This window comes from Actinosynnema sp. NPDC050801 (genome assembly GCF_040673975.1).
Taxonomy (GTDB): domain Bacteria; phylum Actinomycetota; class Actinomycetes; order Mycobacteriales; family Pseudonocardiaceae; genus Actinosynnema.
Window position 1 is genome coordinate 90023 of the sequence record NZ_JBFAQZ010000019.1, and the last position, 20757, is coordinate 110779.

Sequence of the window (20757 nt, forward strand, 5' to 3'; positions counted from 1 at the left end):
GTCACCGCGCGGATCCGCGTCACCGCGCCGAGGCGGTGACGCCCTCCAGCACGGTGTAGAGGCGGGCGGCGGCGGTCCGGTCGAACTCGGGCCTGGCCAGGTCGACCGGCGTGCCCGCGCGGGACGCGGTGAGGGACGCGGCGGGCGGGTCCGCCAGGAACCGGTGGACCTGGCCCGCCGCGTCGGCCGTCGACCGGGCGAACAGCCGGGCCGCGAGGTCCAGCGCCCGGCCGCGCAACCCGCCGACCTGCGCGCCGAGCCCGCTGTCCACGAACATCGGGTTGTGCAGCACGTACCGCACGGCGCTGCCCGGGTGCCGGTCGGCGAAACCGGCGCCGAGCAGGTCGACCGCCCGCGCGCCCTGGCTGACCGCCCCCAGCGCCCGGTAGCCGCGGCTCAGCGCCAGGTCGTCCCACCGGATCCCCGGCCCCCGCAACCCGGCCACGCCGCACAGGCTCACCACCACCGGCGCCGCCGACCGCTCCAGCACCGGCAACAACCGTTCCACCAGCGCGAACCGGCTCACCGCGTAGAGCGCGAACGAGTGCTCCAGGCCGTCGGCGGTGACCACGCGGCGGGGGTTGAACCGGCCCGCGCCGAGCACGAGGTGGTCGACCACGTCGAACCGCGACGCCACCTCGTCGGCGACCGCGGCGGTGCCGGCGATCGTGGCGAGGTCACCCCGGACCAGCTCGACCCCGTCCGGCGCGGCGGCCGACCGGCCCACCACCGCGACCCGGTGCCCCTCGCGCGCCAACCGCGCCGCCAGTGCCTTCCCGATGCCGTTCGTGCCGCCCGTGATCACCGTGTTCGCCATAACCTGGAGCTTGGAGCCCGCCGCGACGCCCCGGAAGAAGGCACATCCATGTCACTGGTCCCGGTGCCGGTCACGGCCGCCGACCGCGCCGCCTGCTCGGTGTCCGACCTGCTGACCCGGGTCGGCGAGAAGTGGAGCCTGCTGGTGCTGGTCCTGGTGGCCGAACGCCCCTACGGCTTCAACGAACTGGACCGCGCGGTGCACGAGCTGAGCCGCCGCATCCTCACCCGCACGCTGCGCAACCTGGAACGCGACGGCCTGGTCAGCCGGCACGTGCGGCCCGGCAAGGCCGCCGGCGTGGAGTACGCGGCGACCCCGCTGGGCCGTTCCCTGCTGGACCTCGTCGTCCCCTTGGGACAGTGGGTGCTGCGGCACGGCACCGAGATCGAGGCCGCGCGTTCGGCCTACGACAACGCGTCCGGCCGCTCTCTGTCCACACTGGACTGAGAGTCCGGTCGGCGGCGCACGGCCACCCGGTGGCCCGCTCGCGCGACCGGGTCGTGCCGTGACGGCGCGGTCGCGCGAGCGGGTTCCACCCGAGTGGTCAGACGCCGGCGATGGACTGGATCCAGGACCGGTACCGCGTCACGTTGGTGTAGGCGGTGGTGGTCTGCCGGTCGCTGGTGGACGCGACGCCGACCTGCACGCCGCCCGCCATCATCGGGCCGCCCGAGTCGCCGCCCGCGGTGATGCCGTCACCGCGCCGGGCGCAGATCGCGCTGCCGCCGTAGGCGTCGGTGCAGCCACCGGTGACGGTCACGTTCGCGACCTTCAGGTACTGCGACTGGCAGTTGATCTCCGAGCCGCACCGGGACGTCGCGCCCCAGCCGTAGACCTGCACGTTCTGGCCCACGGTGACCGAGCCCGGCTGGCCGAGCCGGGCGTAGGTCGCGGACACGGAGCGGTCGAGCCGGACCAGCGACAGGTCCGACGAGTGGTTGTGGGTCTGGACGCCGTTGGCCATCGTGCCACCGGAGGTCTGGTCGAGGCTGCCGATGCGGAACGACAGCCCACCGCCGCTGACGCAGTGCTTCGCGGTCAGGATCCACGTGGGCGCGATGATGGTCGCGCTGCACGTCTGCCTGCCGTTGGAGAACAGCCGGGCCGCCCACGGGGCGTTGCTCGCGTAGCTGCCGCCGATGATGTACGGCGTCACGCCGCCCTCCTCCGCGGGCGCGGCCGACGCCGACGGGACGAGGGCGAGCAGGGAGAGCAACGCGGCTGCGAGCGCAGGGATCAACCTGGTGATGCGCAAGGTTCCTCGATTCCGAAGACACGCGATTTCTCGCGCACAGGGGTGTCTTGGGTCACGAGATTCGTACCACTCGATCAGGTGAAAAGGGATATATCGAATCGGTTATAACGCGGCGGATAGCGTGTGCTCCATGCTCGTCGAACTGGCCATCGGGGACGCGTACGGCGCGGGCTTCGAGTACGCCGATCCCGCCTACGTGACCAGGCACAACACCCTGTCCGGGTACGTGCCGCACCCCCGGCACCACGGCATCCGCCCCGGCTCGTACACCGACGACACGCAGATGACGTTGGCGTTGGCGGAGCTGCGGGCGTCCGGTGCGCCGTGGACGCCCGAGTCGGTGGCGTCGGCGTTCGTGACCGCGTTCCACCGCGACCGGCGGGAGGGGTACGCGCGTGGTTTCCAGGCGTTCCTGGAGACCGTGCACACCGGCGCGGAGTTCCTGGCGCGCATCCGCCCCGACAGCGACAAGAGCGGCGCGGCGATGCGCGCCGCCCCGGCCGGTCTGCTGCCCGCCGTGGCCGACGTGCTGCACCACACCGACGTGCAGGCCAAGGTCACCCACGACACGCCGGACGGGGTGGCGTCGGCGCGGGCGGCCGCGTTGGCCGTGCACTACTGCCACCACGGGCTGGGGCCGGTGGCGGAGGTCGGCTCGTGGATCGCCGACCGGCTGGGTTCGGGGGTGTGGGCGCGGCCGTGGCGTGGCAAGGTCGGGTCGAAGGGCGTGATGAGCGTGCGCGCGGCCTTGACCGCGCTGGCCGGCGGCGGCTCGTTGAGCTCGGTCCTGCGCGAGTGCGTCGCCTTCACCGGCGACGTCGACACGGTGGCGACGGTCGCCCTGGCCGCCGCGTCACGTTCCGCCGAGATCCGCGCCGACCTGCCCGCGGTGCTGGTGGACGGCCTGGAGAACGGGCCGTTCGGGCGCGACCACCTGGCCCGGGTCGACGCTCAGCTCGGGTAGCGCTCGCGGTAGCGGCGGACCAGCTCGGCGACCCGCGCCGGCGGCCACGGGCGGAGGTCGCCGAAGGTCGCCGCGAAGAACAGCTCCAGGTGCGCGTGCCACGCCGCGAGCGCTTGCGGCGCGAACGCCGGGTCGGTGATCGCGTGCGTCAGCTCCACCGAGGTGCCCTGCTCGGGGTCGTGCCGGAACTCCCAGCGCACCCGGCCGGTCGGCGAGTCGAACGCCAGCACGCGCGGTTCGGTGCGCTCGACCAGCGGGCCGGCCGGCACGTGCGGGTTGGTGGCGCGGGTGGGCACGCCCTGCTCGCCCTCGGTGAGCAGGGACCACACCTCGTCCAGCGGGCGCCAGACGAGGTCGCGGACGAACCGCACCACGCCGTCGTCCAGCCGGCCCTCGTCCAGCCCGAACTCGCGGATGTAGTGCTCCATCGGGCCGCGCACGTCCGCCGGCGGCTCGAACGGGCGGTCGGCGAGCCGGGCCTCCAGGCCCGCCAGGCAGGTGTCCCAGCCCGCGGCGTTGCGCCCGGCGCCGTGCTCGTCGCCGAGGACGTGCGTGAACACCAGCAGGCAGCCGCGCTCGTGCGGCAGCAGTTCGAACCGCAGGACGTCGGTGCTCCAGCGGAACGCGAACACCCGCGGCGGGTCGAACTCCAGCACCTCCCCGGTGGTGACCTGGTCGGGGAAGGAGAACGTCATCACCCGCCCGTCGATCGCCACCTCCGCCGGGAACCAGTGCGCCAGCTCGCCGGGCTCGGTGACCGCCCGCCACACCGAGGCCGGTGGGTGCGCGAGCACCCGTTCGAACCTCAGCACGGGCTTGCCGTCGATGTGCCGCAACTCGGTGCTCATCGGCTCATCCCGTCCGCCTCGCCGCCCACCTGTCCACTCCGGTCCACTCGGTCAGTCCCGCCCAACCGTCCACTCCGGTCCACTCGGCCGCTCTCGCCCGCCTGGCCACTCCCGCCTACCTGTCCACTCCCGCCCGCCTTGCCGCTCCCGCCCGCCTGTTCGCTCCCGGCCACCTGTCCACTCCCGTCCGCTTCGCCACTCGCGTCCGCTCGGCCGACCGCGTCCAGTCGCCGTTCCAACGCGTCGAGGCTGTCCTCCCACATCCGCCGGTAGGGCGCGAGCCAGGCGTCGACCTCGGCCAACGGCCCCGGCCGCAGCCGGTAGAGCCGCCGCTGGGCGTCCCGCCGGACCTCCACCAACCCGGCCTCGCGCAGCACCTTCAGGTGCTTGGACACCGTCGGCTGGCTCACCGACAGCCCGTCGACCAGGTCGTTGACCGGCCGCTCGCCGTCGCGCAGCACGTCGAGGATCCAACGGCGCTGCGGGTCGGCGAGCACCGCGAACGTAGATGCCATGACGGCAATATAGCCGCCTAGGCATACACGCTGTCAATCAGGCGCCCACCCCCGCCCGGCGGATCGGCATGAGCGGCGCGGGGGTGGTGGTCAGGAAGTCCGCCACCAGGGACGCGCACTGCTCCGGCCGCTCGAACGGCATCAGGTGCGAGGTGCCCGGCAGCACGCACAGCTGCGCGTCCGGGAGCCCCTGGTACATCGCGACGGTGTGTTCCAGGTGCACGATGTCGTCGTCGCTGCCCAGCACCAGCGTGGGGCTGGTGATGGCGGCCAGGTCGACCACGTCGGGGTCGTGCGCGGCGCGGGCGAACTTGTCCACCACCACCGGCAGGTGGTCGCGCCCGTCCGGCGACACCTCGGCGTACCGGTCGGCGATCTCGGCGGGCAGCTCGCCGCCCGCCTCGGGCAGGAACACCCAGCCGTCCTTGGCGTAGGCCGAGTTCAGCACCACGAGCCTGCGCACCAGGTCCGGTCTGCGCTGTGCCACGCCGAGCGCCACCACGCCACCGGCGCTGTAGCCCGCAAGGTGCGCCGGGCCGCCGACCACCTGCTCCAGGAACGCGATCACGTCACCGGCCAGCACGTCGAGCGGCACCGGGCCGGGCACGTCCGGCGTCCGCCCGTGGCCCCGGCGGTCCACCAGGAACACCCGGAAGCGGTCCGCCAACCGCGCCAGGCTCGGCTCGAAGTCGCGCGAGTCGCTGAACCCGCCGTGCAGCAGCACCAGCGGCTCGCCCTCGCCGCGCACCTCGTACCAGGTGCGCACGCCGTTCACCGTCTCGTACATCCAGACCTCCCGTGTGTCTCACCTACTCGTACGGGAGGGGACCGACAAAATCATCGGCAACTCGAAGAGGTCGAAGAACCGATCACCCAAAAAGGTGGTCGACCCGACCACCAGCCCGCCCGAGAACTCCACCAGCACCAAGGCGAACGGGCGGAGCACGCCCTCGTCGTCCGGCCGGTACTGGCCGAACGCCGGCGCCCCGTTGGCCCACGTCGGCACCAGGCGCGCGGTCTCGCAGCCGCTGTCCGGGTAGGACAGCGCGGTCGCGATGTCGGCCCGGCCGCGCAGCCACCACGCGAACGGCGGCATCGTCATCGTCGCGTCCTCGTGCAGCAACGCCACCAACGTCGCCACGTCGTGCCGCTCGAACGCCGTGGTGTAGCGCTCCAGCAGTGCCCGGTCGAACGGCTGCAACGGCGCGGGCTTGCGGTCGGCGAGCGTGGCGCGTGCGCGTTGCAGCGCGCTGTTCACCGCGGCGACCGTCGTGGACAGCAGGGTGGCCACTTCGGACGCCCGCCAGCACAGCACGTCCCGCAGGATCAGCACCGCCCGCTGCCGCGGCGGCAGGCGCTGCAACGCGGCCACGAACGCCAGCCGCACCGTCTCCCGCCCCACCGCCACCTCGTCGGCGGGCAGCACCCGCGCGTCCGGGACCGGGTGCACCCACCTCTCCTCCGGCAGGGGCGCGCCCAGCGGTGTGCCGACGGAGGCGGGCGGGGTCAGGTCCATCGCCGACGCCCGCCGCTGCGCGCTGCGCAGCATGTCCAGGCACACGTTCGTGGCGATCGAGTACAGCCACGTCCGCAGCGAGCCCCGCCCCGGGTCGAACGTGCGCCACGCCCGCACGAACGCCTCCTGCACGGCGTCCTCGGCCTCGAACGGCCCGCCGAGCATGCGGTAGCAGTAGCCGGTCAGCTCCACGCGGTGCGCTTCCAGGTCCACACCCACACGTTAGGATGAAGCTGGCTCCTCGACCCCAGCGCAGCCGACTTCATGCGTGGCACGACCGCGTGAACTTCTCCGCTCGACGATTCCGAGGAGCCCTCATGCCGCGCACGTTCGCCGGCTCGCCCGTCCGCGACCTGCTCGCCCTCACCTCCCGCCCCGAGGTCATCTCCTTCGCGGGCGGCCTGCCCGCGCCCGAGCTGTTCGACGTCGACGGCCTGCGCACGGCCTTCGACCAGGCGCTGTCGCGCCGTTCCCTGCAGTACGCGCCCACCGAGGGCGACGTGGACCTGCGCGACCTGGTCGCCGACCGGCTCACCTCGCGCGGCCTGCCCACCGGCGCGGCGGACCTGCTCGTCACCACGGGTTCGCAGCAGGCGTTGGCGCTGGTGGTGACCGCCCTGCTGGAGCCGGGCGCGGTGGTCGCGGTCGAGGAGCCGACCTACCTGGCCGCGCTGCAGTGCTTCCAGCTCGCCGGCGCGCGGATCGTGCCCGTCGCGGGCGACGAGCACGGCATGGACCCGGCCGCGCTGGCCGAGGTGGTCGAGCGGGACCGCCCGGAGCTGCTGTACCTGGTGCCCACGTTCGCCAACCCGACCGGGCGGACGATGAGCGCGGCGCGGCGGGCCGAGGTCGCCGCGCTCGCCGACCGGCACGGCCTGTGGGTGGTCGAGGACGACCCGTACGGCGAACTGCGCTACCGGGGCGAGCCGGTGCCGCCGCTGGCCACGATGAGCGACCACGTGCTGTACGCGGGGAGCTTCTCCAAGGTCGGCGCGCCCGGCATGCGGCTGGGTTGGCTGCGCGCGCCCGAGTCGGTCATGCGCACGCTGGTGATCGTCAAGCAGGCGGCGGACCTGCACACCTCCGCCATCGACCAGGCCGCGGCGGCGGTCTACCTGAAGGCCAACGACCTCGACGAGCACGTCCGCGGCCTGTGCGCGGCCTACCGGGAGCGGCGGGATGCGATGGTCGCGGCGCTGCCGGCCGCGGCGCCCGACGGGACGCGGTGGAGCGACCCGGACGGCGGGATGTTCGTGTGGGTGACCCTGCCGGGCGGGGTGGACGCGGCCGCGCTGCTGACGTCGGCGTTGGAGCGCGACGTGGCGTTCGTGCCCGGCGCGCCGTTCTACGCGACCACGCCGGACCGGTCGACGCTGCGGCTGTCGTTCACCACCAACACGGTCGACCGGATCGCGGAGGGCATGGGCAGGCTGGCGGCCGTGCTGCGGTAGCGGTGCACGGCCGGACCGTGCGTTCCGCACGGTTTCCGGTGACACCGCGGGGGTGGGTGTTGCGCGTGGCCCGCCGCACCGTGGTTCCCATGAGACGTTCTTCGGTCTACTCCCTGGTGATCTCCACGGCGCTCGGCACCGCGATCGTCGCCGACGGCGACGACTGGACCGGCTTCGGCACGTGGGGCCTGGTCGCGTGCGCGCTGGCCTACCTGCTGTTCGGGCTGGTGCGGGGCGAGCTGCGGCGGCCGGCGCTGGTGTGGGCGCAACTCGGCGGCGTGGCGGTGTTCGGCGCGGTGGCGGCGGTGGCGCTGCTGGTCGACCCCGACGTCGGCCGGTACGTGGTGGCGGCGGGGTGGTTGGCGCACGCCGCGTGGGACCTCGTGCACTTCCGCGCCAAGCTGGTGGTGCCCACCTGGTACGCGCTCGGCTGCGTCGTGGTCGACACGTTCGTGGCGGTGTCGCTGGCATGGTGAGGAACTGTTCGCGGTGGGGGGAGGTGCGCGTGATGCGGCGGGCGAGGGTGCTCACGCTGGTGTCGCTGGGCGTGGCGTGGTCGACCAGCCTGGTCGGCCCGGGGATCGGCGTGCTGCGGGAGACCCGGCCGGCCTGGGTGGTGGCGGGGTTGGTCGGCGTGCTGCTGTTCGGCGTCGCGCACGCGGGCGTGCTGTACGCGGTGGTGACGCCGGGTGTCGCGCGGGCGCGGTGGGACGCGGCTTTCGCGGCGGCCTCGTTGCTGTCGGTGCCGTTGTTGGCGCCGGTGGCGGCGGGGCGGTGGGACACGTGGGCGTGGGTCGGCGCGGCGCTCGTCGGGACCGCTCCGGTGCTGGTGCGGCGGTGGTGGGTGGCGGCGCCCGTCGTGGTCGCGGTGGCCGCGGCGCTGTCGGCGGAACCGCTGCGGGCGTCGGTGGTCGCCGGTGGGATCGGCGTCGGGTTGGCGCTGGCGCACGTGCTGCCGGTGTGGCTGTGGGACCTCGTGGTGCAGGCGCGGCGCGGTCGTGAGGCGCGGGCCCGGCTGGCGGTGGTCGAGGAGCGGCTGCGGTTCGCGCGGGACGTGCACGACGTGCTGGGGCACCGGTTGACCGTGATCGCGCTGAAGGCGGAGCTGGCCTCGCGGCTGGCGGTGGTGGACGGCGTGCGTGCGGGCGCGGAGGCGGACGAGGTGCGGGTGCTGGCCTCGTCGGCGTTGGCGGACCTGCGGCAGGCCGTGCACGGTTACCGGACCGTGGAGCTGGAGGAGCAGGCGTCGGCGATCGGGCAGGTGTTGACCTCGTCCGGGGTGCGGTGCACGGTGTCGGTGCCGGCGGGGCTGCCGCCGGTGTCGCGCGAGCTGTCGTGGGCGATGCGGGAGGCGGGCACGAACGTGCTGCGGCACAGCCGGGCGCGGTGGTGCACGATCGACGTCGAGGTCGGCGCCGGGGAGGTGCGGTTGACCGTGGCCAACGACGGCGCGACCGGCGTGCGGGGGCACGGGTCGGGGTTGAGCGGGCTGGCCGAGCGGCTGGCCCGGGTGGGCGGGACGGTGCGCACGGGGGAGGAGGACGGGGTGTTCACGCTGGTGGCGACCGTGCGGCCGTGATACGCGTGCTGCTGGCCGACGACGAGGAGCTGATCCGCGTCGCGGTGGCGGCGTTGCTCGGGCTGGAGCCGGACATCGAGGTCGTCGCGCAGGCCGCGGACGGGCGGGAGGCGGTGCGCGTGGCGTTGGCGCACCGGCCGGACGTGGCCGTGGTGGACCTGCAGATGCCGTCGCTGGACGGGTTCGAGGTGACCGCGGCGCTGGCGTCGTCCCTGCCGGGGTGCTCGGTGGTGATCCTGACCGGCCGCGGCAAGCCGCCGCACCTGCGGCGCGCGCTGTCGACCGGCGCGAAGGGGTTCCTGCCCAAGGGGTCGCCGGGCGGCGCGCTGGCCGACGTGATCCGGCGGGTGCACGGCGGCGCCCGGTACGTCGACCCGGAGTTGGCGGCGGACGCGCTGACCACGCCGCCGTGCCCGTTGACGCCGCGCGAGCTGGAGGTCCTGCGGCTCGCGGAGTACGACACGCCGGCGGCGGTGATCGCGCGCCGGACGCACCTGTCCGCCGGCACCGTGCGCAACTACCTGGCCGCGGCGGTGGCGAAGCTCGGCGCGACCAGCCGTGCGGAGGCCTACCTGACCGCGCACGACAACGGCTGGCTGTGATCCCCGGTCCGGCCCGGTCCGGGGACCGGTTCCACCGGACCGCCGGCAGGTAGCGGAAGTTTCCGGGGGCCGCGGGCTTGGCCGCCGGCCCCCGCGTCCCTACTTTCGAGGCATCCCAAGGAAAAGAGGGGCCTCATGACCGACTACGCGCCGCCGATCCCGTCACCGTCCCCGCCACCACCGCCGCAGTCGCCGCCGGAACCGCCGTCGCCGTCCGGGTCGCGGGGCGCGGTCGTGCTGCTGAGCGTGCTCGTCGTGCTGCTGGTCGGCGCGGCCGTGTCGGCCATCGTGCTGTTCGTGGGCGCGAAGGACGAGCACGGGCTGGAGGTCCAGCGCCTGGACCAGGCGGGCCGGTCGCTCACCGAGGCCCAGGACCGCCTCGCGGCGACCGACACGGCCAACGACGACGTGGCGAACCAGATCTCCCGGCTGGAGACGCAGAACGCGGAGCTGCGCAAGTGCGCGGTGCCGGCCAAGGACACGATCATCGCGGCCCGGGACGGCGACGACGCGGCCCTCGGCCCCGCGGTCTCCCGCGCGTCGGACAACTGCTGAGCTGGGAGCACCCATGACCACGCCCGAAGCCGACCGCCAGCCCACGACCCCGCCGCAACCGTTCGCGCAGCCGTTCGCACCACCGCTCGCGCCGCCGCCGTTCACCTCCGAACCCGCGTCCGGGCAGGCGCAGCAGTTCCCGGCGCTCCAGCCGCCTCAGCCGCCGCAGTCCCAGCCGGCACCGCCGCCGGCCCGCCCGAGCCGTGCGCCGGTCGTCGTGCTGATCGCGCTGGCCGCCGTGCTCGCCATCGCCACCGCCACGTTCACCGTCCTCTACTTCGGCGAACGAGCCGACCGCGACGGCGTGGCCGCGACCGTCGTGGACCGCGAGCGCAGCCTCGCCGACCTGAGGGGGCAGCAGGAAGAGCTCGACGCGGCCCTGGAGTCCAACCGGTCGCGCCAGTCCACCCTGTCCACCGAGAACGGCCTGCTCAGCACCTGCGTGGAGGCCGCCAAGGGCTACTTCGACCTGCCGCCGGGGCGGACGCCGGAGTCCTCACGCCTGTTCGAGGTCATGTACGACACGTGCCCGTTGATCTGACCGCGGCCCCGCTCACCGGTTCACGAACACGCCCGCGGTGCGGACGCCCTTGGTGTGGTCGAAGCCGTGGGCGAGGACGACCACCCGGCCGTCCTTCTCGGCCGCCCCCCGCAGCGAGCCCTCCCGGTGGTAGGGCTCCAGCTGCGTGAAGCTCCACGACGTCCCCTCGTCGGTCCGCCACACCGCGGGCAGCCCCACCGTGCCGCCCCGGGGCACTGCCTGGCCGAAGACGAGGATGCCGCCGCCGACCGCGATCGCCTGCTCGACCACCAGCCCCGCGAACTCGTCGGGGATCGGCAGGCGAACCGGCGTCGACCAGGACCTGCCGTCGTCGGACCTGGTGAAGCTGTGCGCGTCGAAGATCAGGGTCGAGCCGTCGGACGACGCCGCGGTGCTGCCCCACAGCAGCGGCACGTCCTCGTGCAGGTCGACGAGTTTCCCCGTCCGGGTGAGGGCGACGATGTTGCCGTACGGCTGCTCCCCGGTGTGCTCGTTGCCGCCGCAACCGCCCAGGAAGAGGTGGCCGAGCTCCGTGGTGGCGCGGTTGGCGAAGGAGCAGACGAACGGGAAGGCGTCCGCGGAGCGCCAGGTCCGCCGTCCGTCGACCGGCGCCCGGGCCCAGGAGAGCGAGTCGTAGAGGAGTGCCCACTCACCGTCCAGCGAGGCGCCGGCGATCTCCGCGGCGGTGCCCAGGGGGTTGCCCGTCTCGGCCGGCGGCACGGTGTAGGTGTGGAAGGGGAACTCGTCCGAGACGTCCTGCCAGACCACGCCGTCGGCGGTGGCGAACGCGGCCGGGCGCGTGGGGTACGAACCGTCTCGCCGCTCCCTCGTGAAGGCGTACGCCTTGCCGTCGTGCTCGGCCAGCATGTAGGTGCCGTAGGCGTTCCCCGGCAGGCCCGGGAAGAGGTTGTCCAGGGGTGCCCGCCGCCACGACGTGCCGTCCGGGGAGAACCAGAACCGCACCGTCGACTCCCGGACCGCGATGAACCCGGCGGCGAAGGAGACGACGAGGTCCGCGTCGAACGGGCGGCCGTCGCCGCTGATCTCCTCGATCGACGTGAACCGCCACGACTCCGGCTGCGCGGCGGGTTCGACAGGGGCGGCCGGACGTGCGTCGGCCGCGTTCGGACGACCGCCTGGCGCCGTGCTGGAGACGAGGAGCGACAGGAGGGCGACAACCGCGACCACCTTGATCAACGGGCGCATCGGTGCTCAGGTCCTCACTCGCAGGGTGGCTTGTCCAGGCTCGGCACGGTCTCGTACCACCGGCCCGGTTCGGTCGTGCCGGGATTCGACTCGTAGACGGCCGCGTCGGTGCTTCCGCCGATCGACAACAACGGATTTTCGACCGAACCGACCGTTCTGGTGTATTCGTGGCCGCGGTAGGAGTACTTGACCTCCAAAAGCCACCGGTAGGTACCCGAGCAACCCGTCACGTCGACGAAGAAGGTGAAGGGATCGTCCACCTTCACCACCCGGTCCACGAAGTCGAGCGGCTGCACCTTGCCCTCGTCGTCGACCTTGGCGAAGGACCCGGTTTCCAGGTCGAGTTGGTAGGGCGCCCGCGGCCACGCGCCCGGTTCACCGCCGCAGGTGGCCGGTTGGGACAGCAGCCAGTCGACGGCGACCTCGTCGGTCCTGGTGACGTGCTTGGGCTGCACGCTGTTGACGACGACCTCGTTGTCCTTGCTCGTGCGCAGGGAAACGTAGAGGGTGCCGCGGCCCCACGCCCCGGCTCCCGCTTTCACGGCGGTCTGCCTGGGGTCCTCGGCGAAGGTGATGCCGAGGTCGTCGAGCCCTTTCCCGCCCTTCGGCATCGCCACCACACCGGCGAGGTCGCAGCCGAACTTCAGCGGCCACCGGGTTTCGATCGAGGTGGGGTCGACACCGGTCGAGCCGACCACGACGTCGACCGCCTCCTGGAAGAAGACGGTGGCCATCACCGCGGTCAGCACCAAAGGGGCGACGATGGCGTACACCGCCACCCGCCGACTCTTCCGCTGCGAATTCCCCTGCTCTACCGCGACCGCGTCCGCCCTGTTGCCGCGGCCTTTCCGGCGCCCCATGGACGCAGGATAACGAGCCCGTGCCGCGTTATCCGCCGGTCGACGAGATCGTGACCGCGCGCCGTTCGCGGGGGAATTGCTTCGGGGTCGAATGGAATTGCCGGGCTCAACTCCCGTCGTGCACGACGTCCGCCCGCAGGTCCGACTCCGTCGCCGCGCGGACGCCGCGGACCGCGAGCCGGTCCGCGCGCTCGTTCTCCGGGTGCCCGGCGTGCCCCTTCACCCAGTGCCACTCGACCTGGTGGGGTGCGGCGGCGGCGTCGAGGCGCTGCCACAGGTCGACGTTCTTGACCGGCTGCCTGCTCGTGGTGAGCCAGCCGTTGGCCTTCCACTTGGCCATCCAGGACAGGACGCCGTTGCGGACGTACGTGCTGTCGGTGTAGATCCGCACCGCGGACGGCCGCTTGAGCGTCTCCAACGCCCGGATCGGGGCCATCAGCTCCATCCGGTTGTTGGTGGTGGCCGTCGACTCCCCGCCGAACAGGTCACGCTCGTGCGCCCCGTACCGCAGCACGGCGCCCCACCCGCCCGGTCCGGGGTTCCCGCTGCACGCGCCGTCGGTGTAGATCTCCACCACCTGCTCCATGCGGCGCAACATACCGAGTGGGCCGGGCCGCTCCGCCGCGCGACCGCCTTCCGCCGCGCGACCGCCATTGCCCCGGGCGACCGCCGTTCCGCCGCGCCGTTGCGCCGAAAGCGCAATCGCTGTCGTCGCACCGGCGGCCGTGGGCACGCTGGGGACATGGCACTGGGTTTCAGGGGTGAGGTGGCGGAGTTCTACCACCGGTACCGGCGGGGGTATCCGCCCGCGGTGTTCGACGCGCTGGTGGAGTCGTTCAGGCTGACGCCGGACGACGTCGCGGTGGACCTCGGGTGCGGCACCGGTCAGGTGACGGTGCCCCTCGCGGCCCGGGTCCGCGCGGTGGTCGGGGTCGACCCGGAGCCGGACATGCTGGCGCACGGCCGGCGTGCGGCGGCGGAGCGGGGTGCGGCGAACCTGGCCTGGGTGGTCGGGACGGACGCCGACGTGCCCGCGTTGCGCGGGGTGCTCGGCGACGGGTCGGTCGGCGTGGTCACGATCGGCCAGGCGCTGCACTGGATGCGGCCCGACGACCTGTTCCGCGACGTGTTCCCGCTGGTCCGGTCGGGTGGGGGTGTGGCCGTGCTGACCAACGGCACCCCGCTGTGGTTGCAGGACACCGACTGGTCGCGGGCGTTGCGCGGGTGCCTGGAGCAGTGGCTGGGTCAGCCGGCGGGCAACGCGTGCGGCACGGACGAGGAGAGCCAGGCGCGGTACCGGGAGAGCCTGGCCGGCGCCGGGTTCCGGGTGGACGTGCACGGTGTGGACTACGTCGGCACGCTGGACGTCGAGTCCATTGTGGGCGGTGTCCTCTCGGCGCTGCCCGTCGACCGGCTCCCGGCGCGGCGTGCGGACTTCACCGAGCGGATCCGCCGTGCGCTCGAACCCCACGGGCCGTTCACCGAGCACGTGCACGTGACCGTGCTGACCGGCCGGAAGTGAGGGCCGCGCCGCGGGTTGGGCGAGGATGGGCGGGTGAAGTGGACACGGGCGGTGCGGCACGTCGAGGAGTTGGCGGTCAAGTGCGGTGAGCTGGCGAGCCTGCCGACCTCGATCCAGCCGTTGCGGGTGGTGCGGTTGTGGGCCGTGGGCGACGTCCTCGGCGAGCCACGTGATCTCGAACAGGTGACCGTCGCCGTGGTGGTCGACCTGCCGGTCGACGACGTGCCGTGGTTGAGCGAGCCGCACGGCGCGGAGCACTGGGCCAACGCGACGCGGGTGGCGAGGAACCCGATCAGGGCCCTGTGGCGGTCGGCGCACGCCCCGGTCTGGAACCACCACGTCCACCGGCCCGTGCTGGTCTGGGACCCGGTGGACGGGGTGGTGGAGGAGGCGGTCGCGGCCCTCGCGGACGGGCGCGGCGAGCAGTTCCGACTGCCGGCGCCGGGAGCGGACGAGGTGCGGGCGCGGCTGCGCGACGAGCTGGCCGTGAGCCTGCGCGCCCTGCGCCGCCACAGCCGCGCCTACGAGGAGAAGCGCTGGAGCCCCGGCAAGCTCACCGCCGTCTCGGACGCCCTGTGGCGCGTCGGCGACGGCTACCTCGACGTACTGGACGCCGTGGAGCGGAACGCGTAGCGGATCCAACCCACAACCGCCGCGCGTGCGGGTGGGCGTCCCGGGCCGACCCCGTCGGGTGCGTCACCCGGAGGGGTCGGCCGGCCGTGGATCAGGTCGGCGTCGAGGAGGTCGCGGACCCTCTCGCAACGGCTTTCCGGGATCCGCGAGTCACCAGCCGCGCGAACGCCACTCGTCCAGGTGAGGACGTTCAGCCCCCAGGGTGGAGTCGTCCCCGTGACCGGGGTAGAACCAGGTGTCGTCCGGTAGTTCGGCGAAGATCCGGGACGACACGTCGTCGATCAACGAGGCGAAGTCCGAGGGCGACGTGGTCTTGCCCACGCCGCCCGGGAACAGAGAGTCACCGGTGAACAGGTGGGGGTGGCCGGTCGGGTCGCGGTACAGCAGGGCGATCGAGCCCGGCGTGTGGCCGCGCAGGTGGACCACCGTCAGGGGGACCTCGCCGACGTGCACGGTGTCCCCGTGCCCGACCAGCACGTCCGGCGGGATGGGGAGCACGTCCGCGTCCGCCGCGTGCGCGACGGTGTTCGAGCCGTTCGCCCCCGCCACCGCGCCCAGGGCGCCCCAGTGGTCGGCGTGCTGGTGGGTGGTCACCACCGTCTTCAGCCTCGGCCGGTTCACCGAGTGCCCGACCAGGTCCGACAGCCGCTGCGGGTCGGCCGCCGCGTCGATGAGCAGACCCTCGTTCGTCGCACGGCAGACCAGCAGGTACGCGTTGTTGTCCATCGGCCCCACCGAGACCTTCGTGATGGTCAACGCGTCCAGGGTGCGCCGTGCCGCCGGTCCGCCCGGCGATACATGCCCCGTGTAGTCCTCTAGTACGTCCACAATGGCCGACCGTATCCGACCGGACACCCTTCAGGACCCCCGCACGTCGACCCCTTAGGGTTTGTAACGCTCGCCGCCGCCACTCCGATGTCGTCTGATTAGGGTTCTTCCACCTCGTGCCTACCAAACGTCGGATCAACTGGGACGTCCTGCGCATCCTGGCCGTGCTGTGCGTGCTCCTCCAGCACGCCACCCACGCCGGACCGTCCGTCCACTCCGAACTCGGCCGACCGTCCTTCGTCTTCGCCCTGGAGTTCGGCGCCAGCGGGCTCGTCGTCCTCTCCGCCTACTTCGCCTGCGCCTCGCTGGCCAAGGGCGAACCGGCCCGCTTCCTGCGCCACCGCCTGGCCCGCCTGGTCCCGGCCTACGTGGTGGCCGCCACCGGCACGTACGCCGTGCTGCGCCACCTGGCACCGGAGGGCTGGAGCCACCTCGAACCGCGCGACCTGCTCTTCAACGTCCTCATGCTGCAGAACTGGTTCCCCGGCGTCCGCCTGGTCGACTTCTCCTACTGGACCCTCCCGGTGCAGGTCACGGGCTTCGTCGCGGGCGCGCTGCTGGCCTCGCGCGTCCGCGGCCGGGCGGTCAAGCCGCTGCTCTGGACGCTCGTCGTCGCACCCCTGGTCACCAGGGTCTGGACGGTCGAGCCCGGCGCGATCCGCACCCTCTACGACGGCCTGGGCGTGCACCGCGGGCAGCTGTTCGCCATCGGCGTCGGCATCTGGCTGTGGTCGCGGGCGCGGCTCGGCGACCGGCACCTGTTCGCGCTGCTCACCGCGTCACTGCTGGCCCAAGCCGTGCACAGCGCCGACCTCGCGTCGACCATCGGGCTCGGCGTGCTGCTGATCGGCGTGTGCGCCGCGGCGGGCGGCCCGGACTGGGACGTCGCGCCCCTGCGCGTGCTCGCCCGGCCCATCAGGTGGCTGGCCGGCATCTCCTACGGCGTCTACCTGGTCCACCAGGAGATCGGCTACCTGGTGATGGCGAAGGTCGCGCCGCACGGCGGGCCGTGGGCGGAGCTGGCGGCCTTCACCGGCACCGCCGTCGTCCTGGGCTGGCTGCTCACCAAGTTCGTGGAACGGCCGGCGCACCGGGTGCTCACGGCGAGCCGGCCGGCCGTGGCGGGCGTCCTGCTCAGCGCCCACCTGCACGCCGCTCAGAGCCACTTGGGCAGCGTCGGCACCGTCCCGTTCAGCCGCGCACCGCTCTGGCGGCCGGTGAGCCACGCCAGCACGTCGGCCGCCGCGCCGTTCACCGCGGCCGACGTCCCGCCCGCCGCGGTCAGCTCCCAGCTGCGCTGACGACCGTCCGGGAACACCGCCTCGACCCGCACGGCGGGCACGTCGGCCCGGTCGGCGTACTGGCCGACGACGTCCTCCAGGAAGTGCTCCAGCAGGTGCGGCGGCAGGTCGGCGAACCCGGTGCCGCGGTCCAGGTCGACGAGGTGGAACCACACCTCGCGCAGCCGCAGCCATGGCACCCGGTGCGCCAGGAACGGCCCCGCCTTCGGGTGCACGACCTCCGCCTCCCACGCGGTGGGCGGCAGCTCGCGGGCGGCCGTGGCGAAGCGCTGGCACGCCGCGTCGAGGTCGGCGCGCAGCAGCTGCGGCAGCCGGCCCGAGCCCTCGGCGATGTCGGCGTCGCGGTCGGCCGCGCTCGGGTACATCTGGTGCTCCACGCCGGTCTTGGCCCACGTGAGCAGGTTCACCAGGGCGTCGGCGTTGCGTGCGAGGTGCGTCACCACGTGGCCCCGGCTCCAGCCCGGCAGCAGGCTCGGACCGCGCAGCGCCACCAGGTCCAGCTCGGCGACGACCTCGTACAACGCCCGCGTCGCACGTTCGACCTCGGCGAGCCCGGCGACCGCGTCCTGGACCGCGGCCGACTGCTCTCGGGGCGCGGGTACGCTCGTCTGGGCGGATCGGACCTGGGCGGCATCAGCGAAGCTCATGGGCACCTCATCCCGGCGTATGCGGCCGAACGGCCTATCACCCCAGCGTAGGGGCGTTCACTACCGACCGGTAGAGCCGTTGGCGCACGATCGTGGAAGTGCCCGGAACGGGTTTTGTCGGTGCCCGCCCCTAGCATGGTTGACGCCCTCCCCGACAGGGCTGACGCAGTGGTCCGATACGCTTTTCGAACGTCTGTTCGGGGGAAGGTCAAAAACCGAAGGGAACCGTTGTGGCAGACCGGCTTGTCGTTCGCGGGGCGCGCGAGCACAACCTGCGAGGGGTGGACCTCGACCTGCCGAGGGACAGCCTCATCGTGTTCACCGGGCTGTCCGGCTCGGGCAAGTCCAGCCTCGCCTTCGACACGATCTTCGCCGAGGGCCAGCGCCGCTACGTCGAGTCGCTGTCGGCGTACGCGCGGCAGTTCCTCGGCCAGATGGACAAGCCGGACGTCGACTTCATCGAGGGCCTGTCGCCCGCGGTGTCGATCGACCAGAAGTCCACCAGCCGCAACCCGCGCTCGACCGTGGGCACCATCACCGAGGTCTACGACTACCTGCGGCTGCTCTACGCCCGCGCGGGCAAGGCGCACTGCCCCACCTGCGGCGAGGCGATCAGCAAGCAGACGCCGCAGCAGATCGTGGACCAGGTGCTGGCGATGGAGTCGGGCACCAAGTTCCAGGTGCTCGCCCCCGTCATCCGGGGCCGCAAGGGCGAGTACCTCGACCTGTTCTCCACCCTCCAGTCGCAGGGCTACTCGCGCGCCAAGGTCGACGGCGTCGTGTACGCCCTCGGCGAGGTGCCGAAGCTGAAGAAGCAGGAGAAGCACGACATCGCGGTCGTGATCGACCGGCTGAGCGTGAAGACGAGCGCCAAGCAGCGGCTGACCGACTCGGTGGAGACGGCGCTGCGGCTGGCCGACGGCCTGGTCGAGCTGGAGTTCGTGGACGTCCCGGAGACCGACCCGCGCCGGGTGCGCGGCTTCTCGGAGAACCTGGCCTGCCCGAACGGCCACCCGCTGGCGATCGAGGACCTGGAGCCGCGGTCGTTCTCGTTCAACTCGCCCTATGGCGCGTGCCCGGCGTGCACCGGCATCGGCGTGCGCAAGGAGGTCGACCCGGAGCTGGTCGTGCCGGACGACGAGCTGTCGCTGGCCGAGGGCGCGATCGCGCCGTGGGCCTCCGGCCAGACCGCCGAGTACTTCACCCGCCTGCTGGAGTCGCTGGGCCTCGCGATCGGGTTCCGCACGGACACGCCGTGGCGGCAGCTGCCCGCCAAGGTGCAGAAGGCGGTGCTGCACGGCGTCGACGAGCAGGTCAACGTCCGCTACAAGAACCGCTACGGCCGCGAGCGCTCCTACTACGCCAACTACGAGGGCGTGATCCCGTTCCTGGAACGGCGGCAGGAGCAGACCGAGTCCGAGTACATGCGGGAGAAGTACGAGGGCTACATGCGGGAGGTGCCGTGCCCCACCTGCCAGGGCACCCGCCTCAAGCCGGAGATCCTGGCCGTCACGCTGCACCACGGGCGCAAGGGCGACAAGTCCATCGCCGAGGTGTGCAACATGTCGGTGGCCGAGTGCTCGGAGTTCCTCGACGGGCTCAAGCTGGGCAAGCGCGAGTCGATGATCGCGGGCGCGGTGCTCAAGGAGATCCAGGCCCGGCTGCACTTCCTGCTCGACGTGGGCCTGAACTACCTGTCGCTGGACCGCGCGTCCGGCACCCTCTCCGGTGGTGAGGCGCAGCGGATCAGGTTGGCCACGCAGATCGGCTCGGGCCTGGTCGGCGTGCTGTACGTGCTGGACGAGCCGTCGATCGGCCTGCACCAGCGCGACAACCACAAGCTGATCGAGACCCTCATCCGGCTGCGCGACCTGGGCAACACGCTGATCGTCGTCGAGCACGACGAGGACACCATCCGCACCTCCGACTGGGTGGTCGACATCGGCCCCGGCGCGGGTGAGCACGGCGGCAAGGTCGTGCACAGCGGCCCGTACCGGGAGCTGCTCAAGAACAAGGAGTCGATCACCGGCGCCTACCTGGCGGGGCGCAAGGAGATCGCGATGCCCGCCACCCGCCGCAAGGTCGACAAGAAGCGGCAGCTCACGGTGGTCGGCGCGCGCGAGCACAACCTGCGCGGCATCGACGTGTCGTTCCCGCTCGGCTGCCTGGTCTCGGTCACCGGCGTGTCCGGTTCGGGCAAGTCCACGCTGGTCAACGACATCCTGGCGACGGTGCTGGCGAACAAGCTCAACGGCGCGCGGCAGGTGCCGGGCAGGCACACCCGGGTGCGCGGGTTGGACCAGGTCGACAAGCTGGTGCAGGTCGACCAGTCGCCGATCGGCCGCACGCCCCGGTCGAACGCGGCCACCTACACGGGTGTGTTCGACCACATCCGCAAGCTGTTCGCGGCCACCACCGAGGCGAAGGTGCGCGGCTACCAGCCGGGCCGGTTCTCGTTCAACGTCAAGGGCGGGCGCTGCGAGGCGTGCGCGGGCGACGGCACGATCAAGATCGAGATGAACTTCCTGCCGGACGTGTACGTGCCGTGCGAGGTGTGCAAGGGCGCCCGGTACAACCGCGAGACGCTGGAAGTGCACTACAAGGGCAAGACGATCTCCGAGGTCCTCGACATGCCGATCGAGGAGGCCGCGACGTTCTTCGAGCCGATCAACGCGATCCACCGGCACCTGCGCACGCTGGTCGACGTCGGCCTGGGGTACGTGCGGCTGGGGCAGCCCGCGCCGACCCTGTCCGGCGGCGAGGCGCAGCGGGTGAAGCTGGCGGCGGAGCTGCAGAAGCGGTCCACCGGCAAGACGGTGTACATCCTCGACGAGCCGACGACCGGTCTGCACTTCGAGGACATCCGCAAGCTGCTCGGCGTGATCAACGGGTTGGTCGACAAGGGCAACACGGTGATCGTGATCGAGCACAACCTCGACGTGGTCAAGACCTCGGACTGGCTGGTCGACATGGGTCCCGAGGGCGGGTCCGGCGGCGGCATGGTGGTGGCCGAGGGCACGCCGGAGCAGGTCGCGGAGGTCGAGGACAGCTACACCGGGCAGTTCCTGCGCGAGGTGCTGCCCGCGACGGCGGCGGTCGGCTGACCGTTCGCGCGGG

Annotated in this window: 21 protein-coding genes and 2 pseudogenes; 12 read left to right on the forward strand and 11 right to left on the reverse strand. The window is 72.7% G+C overall.

Annotation, left to right across the window (positions count from 1 at the left end):
- Window positions 1-19 precede the first annotated feature (19 nt).
- Window positions 20-817, reverse strand: a complete 798-nt coding sequence (locus AB0K14_RS31880) for an SDR family NAD(P)-dependent oxidoreductase (RefSeq protein WP_360457430.1) — start codon at window positions 815-817, stop codon at window positions 20-22.
- Between the two features lie 48 nt (window positions 818-865).
- Here AB0K14_RS31880 and AB0K14_RS31885 point away from each other — a divergent pair, with 48 nt between their 5' ends.
- Window positions 866-1264: a helix-turn-helix domain-containing protein gene (locus tag AB0K14_RS31885; RefSeq protein ID WP_360457433.1), complete on the forward strand. Its 399-nt coding sequence runs from the start codon at window positions 866-868 to the stop codon at window positions 1262-1264.
- Window positions 1265-1361: 97 nt separating this feature from the next.
- Here the strand turns inward: AB0K14_RS31885 and AB0K14_RS31890 are convergent, their stop codons facing one another.
- Entirely contained in the window at window positions 1362-2024 is a 663-nt protein-coding gene (locus AB0K14_RS31890; RefSeq protein WP_360457533.1) for a trypsin-like serine protease, read from the reverse strand.
- A 178-nt stretch (window positions 2025-2202) separates the two neighbouring features.
- On the opposite strand from AB0K14_RS31890, the gene AB0K14_RS31895 reads away from it, so the two are divergent.
- Window positions 2203-3036 carry an ADP-ribosylglycohydrolase family protein gene (locus AB0K14_RS31895; protein WP_360457436.1) on the forward strand — a complete coding sequence of 278 codons (834 nt, stop codon included), beginning with the start codon at window positions 2203-2205 and terminating at the stop codon, window positions 3034-3036.
- Here AB0K14_RS31895 and AB0K14_RS31900 read toward each other — a convergent pair.
- The 4 genes and pseudogenes from AB0K14_RS31900 to AB0K14_RS31915 form a co-directional block, all read right to left on the reverse strand.
- Window positions 3024-3884 carry an SRPBCC family protein gene (locus tag AB0K14_RS31900; RefSeq protein WP_360457439.1) on the reverse strand — a complete coding sequence of 287 codons (861 nt, stop codon included), beginning with the start codon at window positions 3882-3884 and terminating at the stop codon, window positions 3024-3026. The genes AB0K14_RS31895 and AB0K14_RS31900 overlap by 13 nt on opposite strands.
- Window positions 3885-4099: 215 nt before the next feature.
- Window positions 4100-4399 (reverse strand): annotated as a pseudogene (locus AB0K14_RS31905) (metalloregulator ArsR/SmtB family transcription factor); the annotation flags it as partial.
- 37 nt (window positions 4400-4436) lie between these two features.
- Complete coding sequence (locus AB0K14_RS31910; protein WP_360457442.1) at window positions 4437-5186, reverse strand: alpha/beta hydrolase; 750 nt, start codon at window positions 5184-5186, stop codon at window positions 4437-4439.
- 18 nt (window positions 5187-5204) lie between these two features.
- Entirely contained in the window at window positions 5205-6128 is a 924-nt protein-coding gene (locus AB0K14_RS31915; protein WP_360457445.1) for a sigma-70 family RNA polymerase sigma factor, read from the reverse strand.
- Between the two features lie 104 nt (window positions 6129-6232).
- Between AB0K14_RS31915 and AB0K14_RS31920 the strand changes: the two genes are divergently transcribed.
- The 6 genes from AB0K14_RS31920 (at window position 6233) to AB0K14_RS31945 (ending at window position 10643) form a co-directional block, all read left to right on the forward strand.
- Window positions 6233-7366, forward strand: coding sequence for a PLP-dependent aminotransferase family protein (locus AB0K14_RS31920; protein WP_360457448.1), 1134 nt, complete (start codon window positions 6233-6235; stop codon window positions 7364-7366).
- Window positions 7367-7455: 89 nt separating this feature from the next.
- Window positions 7456-7842: a hypothetical protein gene (locus tag AB0K14_RS31925; RefSeq protein ID WP_360457451.1), complete on the forward strand. Its 387-nt coding sequence runs from the start codon at window positions 7456-7458 to the stop codon at window positions 7840-7842.
- Between the two features lie 32 nt (window positions 7843-7874).
- Window positions 7875-8945, forward strand: coding sequence for a histidine kinase (locus tag AB0K14_RS31930; RefSeq protein ID WP_360457454.1), 1071 nt, complete (start codon window positions 7875-7877; stop codon window positions 8943-8945).
- On the forward strand, window positions 8942-9547 hold the full coding sequence (locus tag AB0K14_RS31935; protein WP_360457457.1) for a response regulator transcription factor: 606 nt from the start codon (window positions 8942-8944) through the stop codon (window positions 9545-9547). The genes AB0K14_RS31930 and AB0K14_RS31935 overlap by 4 nt, the downstream gene beginning before the upstream one ends.
- Window positions 9548-9682: 135 nt before the next feature.
- A complete protein-coding gene (locus AB0K14_RS31940; RefSeq protein WP_360457460.1) occupies window positions 9683-10102 on the forward strand; it encodes a hypothetical protein in 420 nt (139 codons plus the stop codon).
- 13 nt (window positions 10103-10115) lie between these two features.
- Window positions 10116-10643: a hypothetical protein gene (locus AB0K14_RS31945; RefSeq protein ID WP_360457463.1), complete on the forward strand. Its 528-nt coding sequence runs from the start codon at window positions 10116-10118 to the stop codon at window positions 10641-10643.
- A 12-nt stretch (window positions 10644-10655) separates the two neighbouring features.
- Here AB0K14_RS31945 and AB0K14_RS31950 read toward each other — a convergent pair whose 3' ends face one another.
- The 3 genes from AB0K14_RS31950 to rnhA form a co-directional block, all read right to left on the reverse strand.
- Window positions 10656-11849 carry a hypothetical protein gene (locus AB0K14_RS31950; protein WP_360457466.1) on the reverse strand — a complete coding sequence of 398 codons (1194 nt, stop codon included), beginning with the start codon at window positions 11847-11849 and terminating at the stop codon, window positions 10656-10658.
- Window positions 11850-11863: 14 nt separating this feature from the next.
- Window positions 11864-12709, reverse strand: a complete 846-nt coding sequence (locus tag AB0K14_RS31955; RefSeq protein WP_360457469.1) for a hypothetical protein — start codon at window positions 12707-12709, stop codon at window positions 11864-11866.
- A gap of 106 nt (window positions 12710-12815) precedes the next feature.
- Window positions 12816-13307: a ribonuclease HI gene (rnhA, locus tag AB0K14_RS31960; RefSeq protein WP_360457472.1), complete on the reverse strand. Its 492-nt coding sequence runs from the start codon at window positions 13305-13307 to the stop codon at window positions 12816-12818.
- 144 nt (window positions 13308-13451) lie between these two features.
- Here rnhA and AB0K14_RS31965 point away from each other — a divergent pair, with 144 nt between their 5' ends.
- Together AB0K14_RS31965 and AB0K14_RS31970 are read left to right on the forward strand one after the other, a co-directional pair.
- A complete protein-coding gene (locus AB0K14_RS31965) occupies window positions 13452-14231 on the forward strand; it encodes a methyltransferase domain-containing protein (RefSeq protein ID WP_360457475.1) in 780 nt (259 codons plus the stop codon).
- A gap of 33 nt (window positions 14232-14264) precedes the next feature.
- Window positions 14265-14864, forward strand: a complete 600-nt coding sequence (locus AB0K14_RS31970) for a hypothetical protein (protein ID WP_360457478.1) — start codon at window positions 14265-14267, stop codon at window positions 14862-14864.
- A gap of 150 nt (window positions 14865-15014) precedes the next feature.
- Here AB0K14_RS31970 and AB0K14_RS31975 read toward each other — a convergent pair whose 3' ends face one another.
- On the reverse strand, window positions 15015-15692 hold the full coding sequence (locus AB0K14_RS31975) for an MBL fold metallo-hydrolase (RefSeq protein ID WP_360457481.1): 678 nt from the start codon (window positions 15690-15692) through the stop codon (window positions 15015-15017).
- 116 nt (window positions 15693-15808) lie between these two features.
- On the opposite strand from AB0K14_RS31975, the pseudogene AB0K14_RS31980 reads away from it, so the two are divergent.
- Window positions 15809-16747 (forward strand): annotated as a pseudogene (locus AB0K14_RS31980) (acyltransferase); the annotation flags it as partial.
- A gap of 101 nt (window positions 16748-16848) precedes the next feature.
- On the opposite strand, the gene AB0K14_RS31985 reads toward AB0K14_RS31980, so the two are convergent.
- Entirely contained in the window at window positions 16849-17640 is a 792-nt protein-coding gene (locus tag AB0K14_RS31985; protein ID WP_360457484.1) for a maleylpyruvate isomerase family mycothiol-dependent enzyme, read from the reverse strand.
- A 230-nt stretch (window positions 17641-17870) separates the two neighbouring features.
- On the opposite strand from AB0K14_RS31985, the gene uvrA reads away from it, so the two are divergent.
- A complete protein-coding gene (gene uvrA / locus AB0K14_RS31990) occupies window positions 17871-20744 on the forward strand; it encodes an excinuclease ABC subunit UvrA (RefSeq protein WP_360457487.1) in 2874 nt (957 codons plus the stop codon).
- Window positions 20745-20757: the final 13 nt, after the last annotated feature.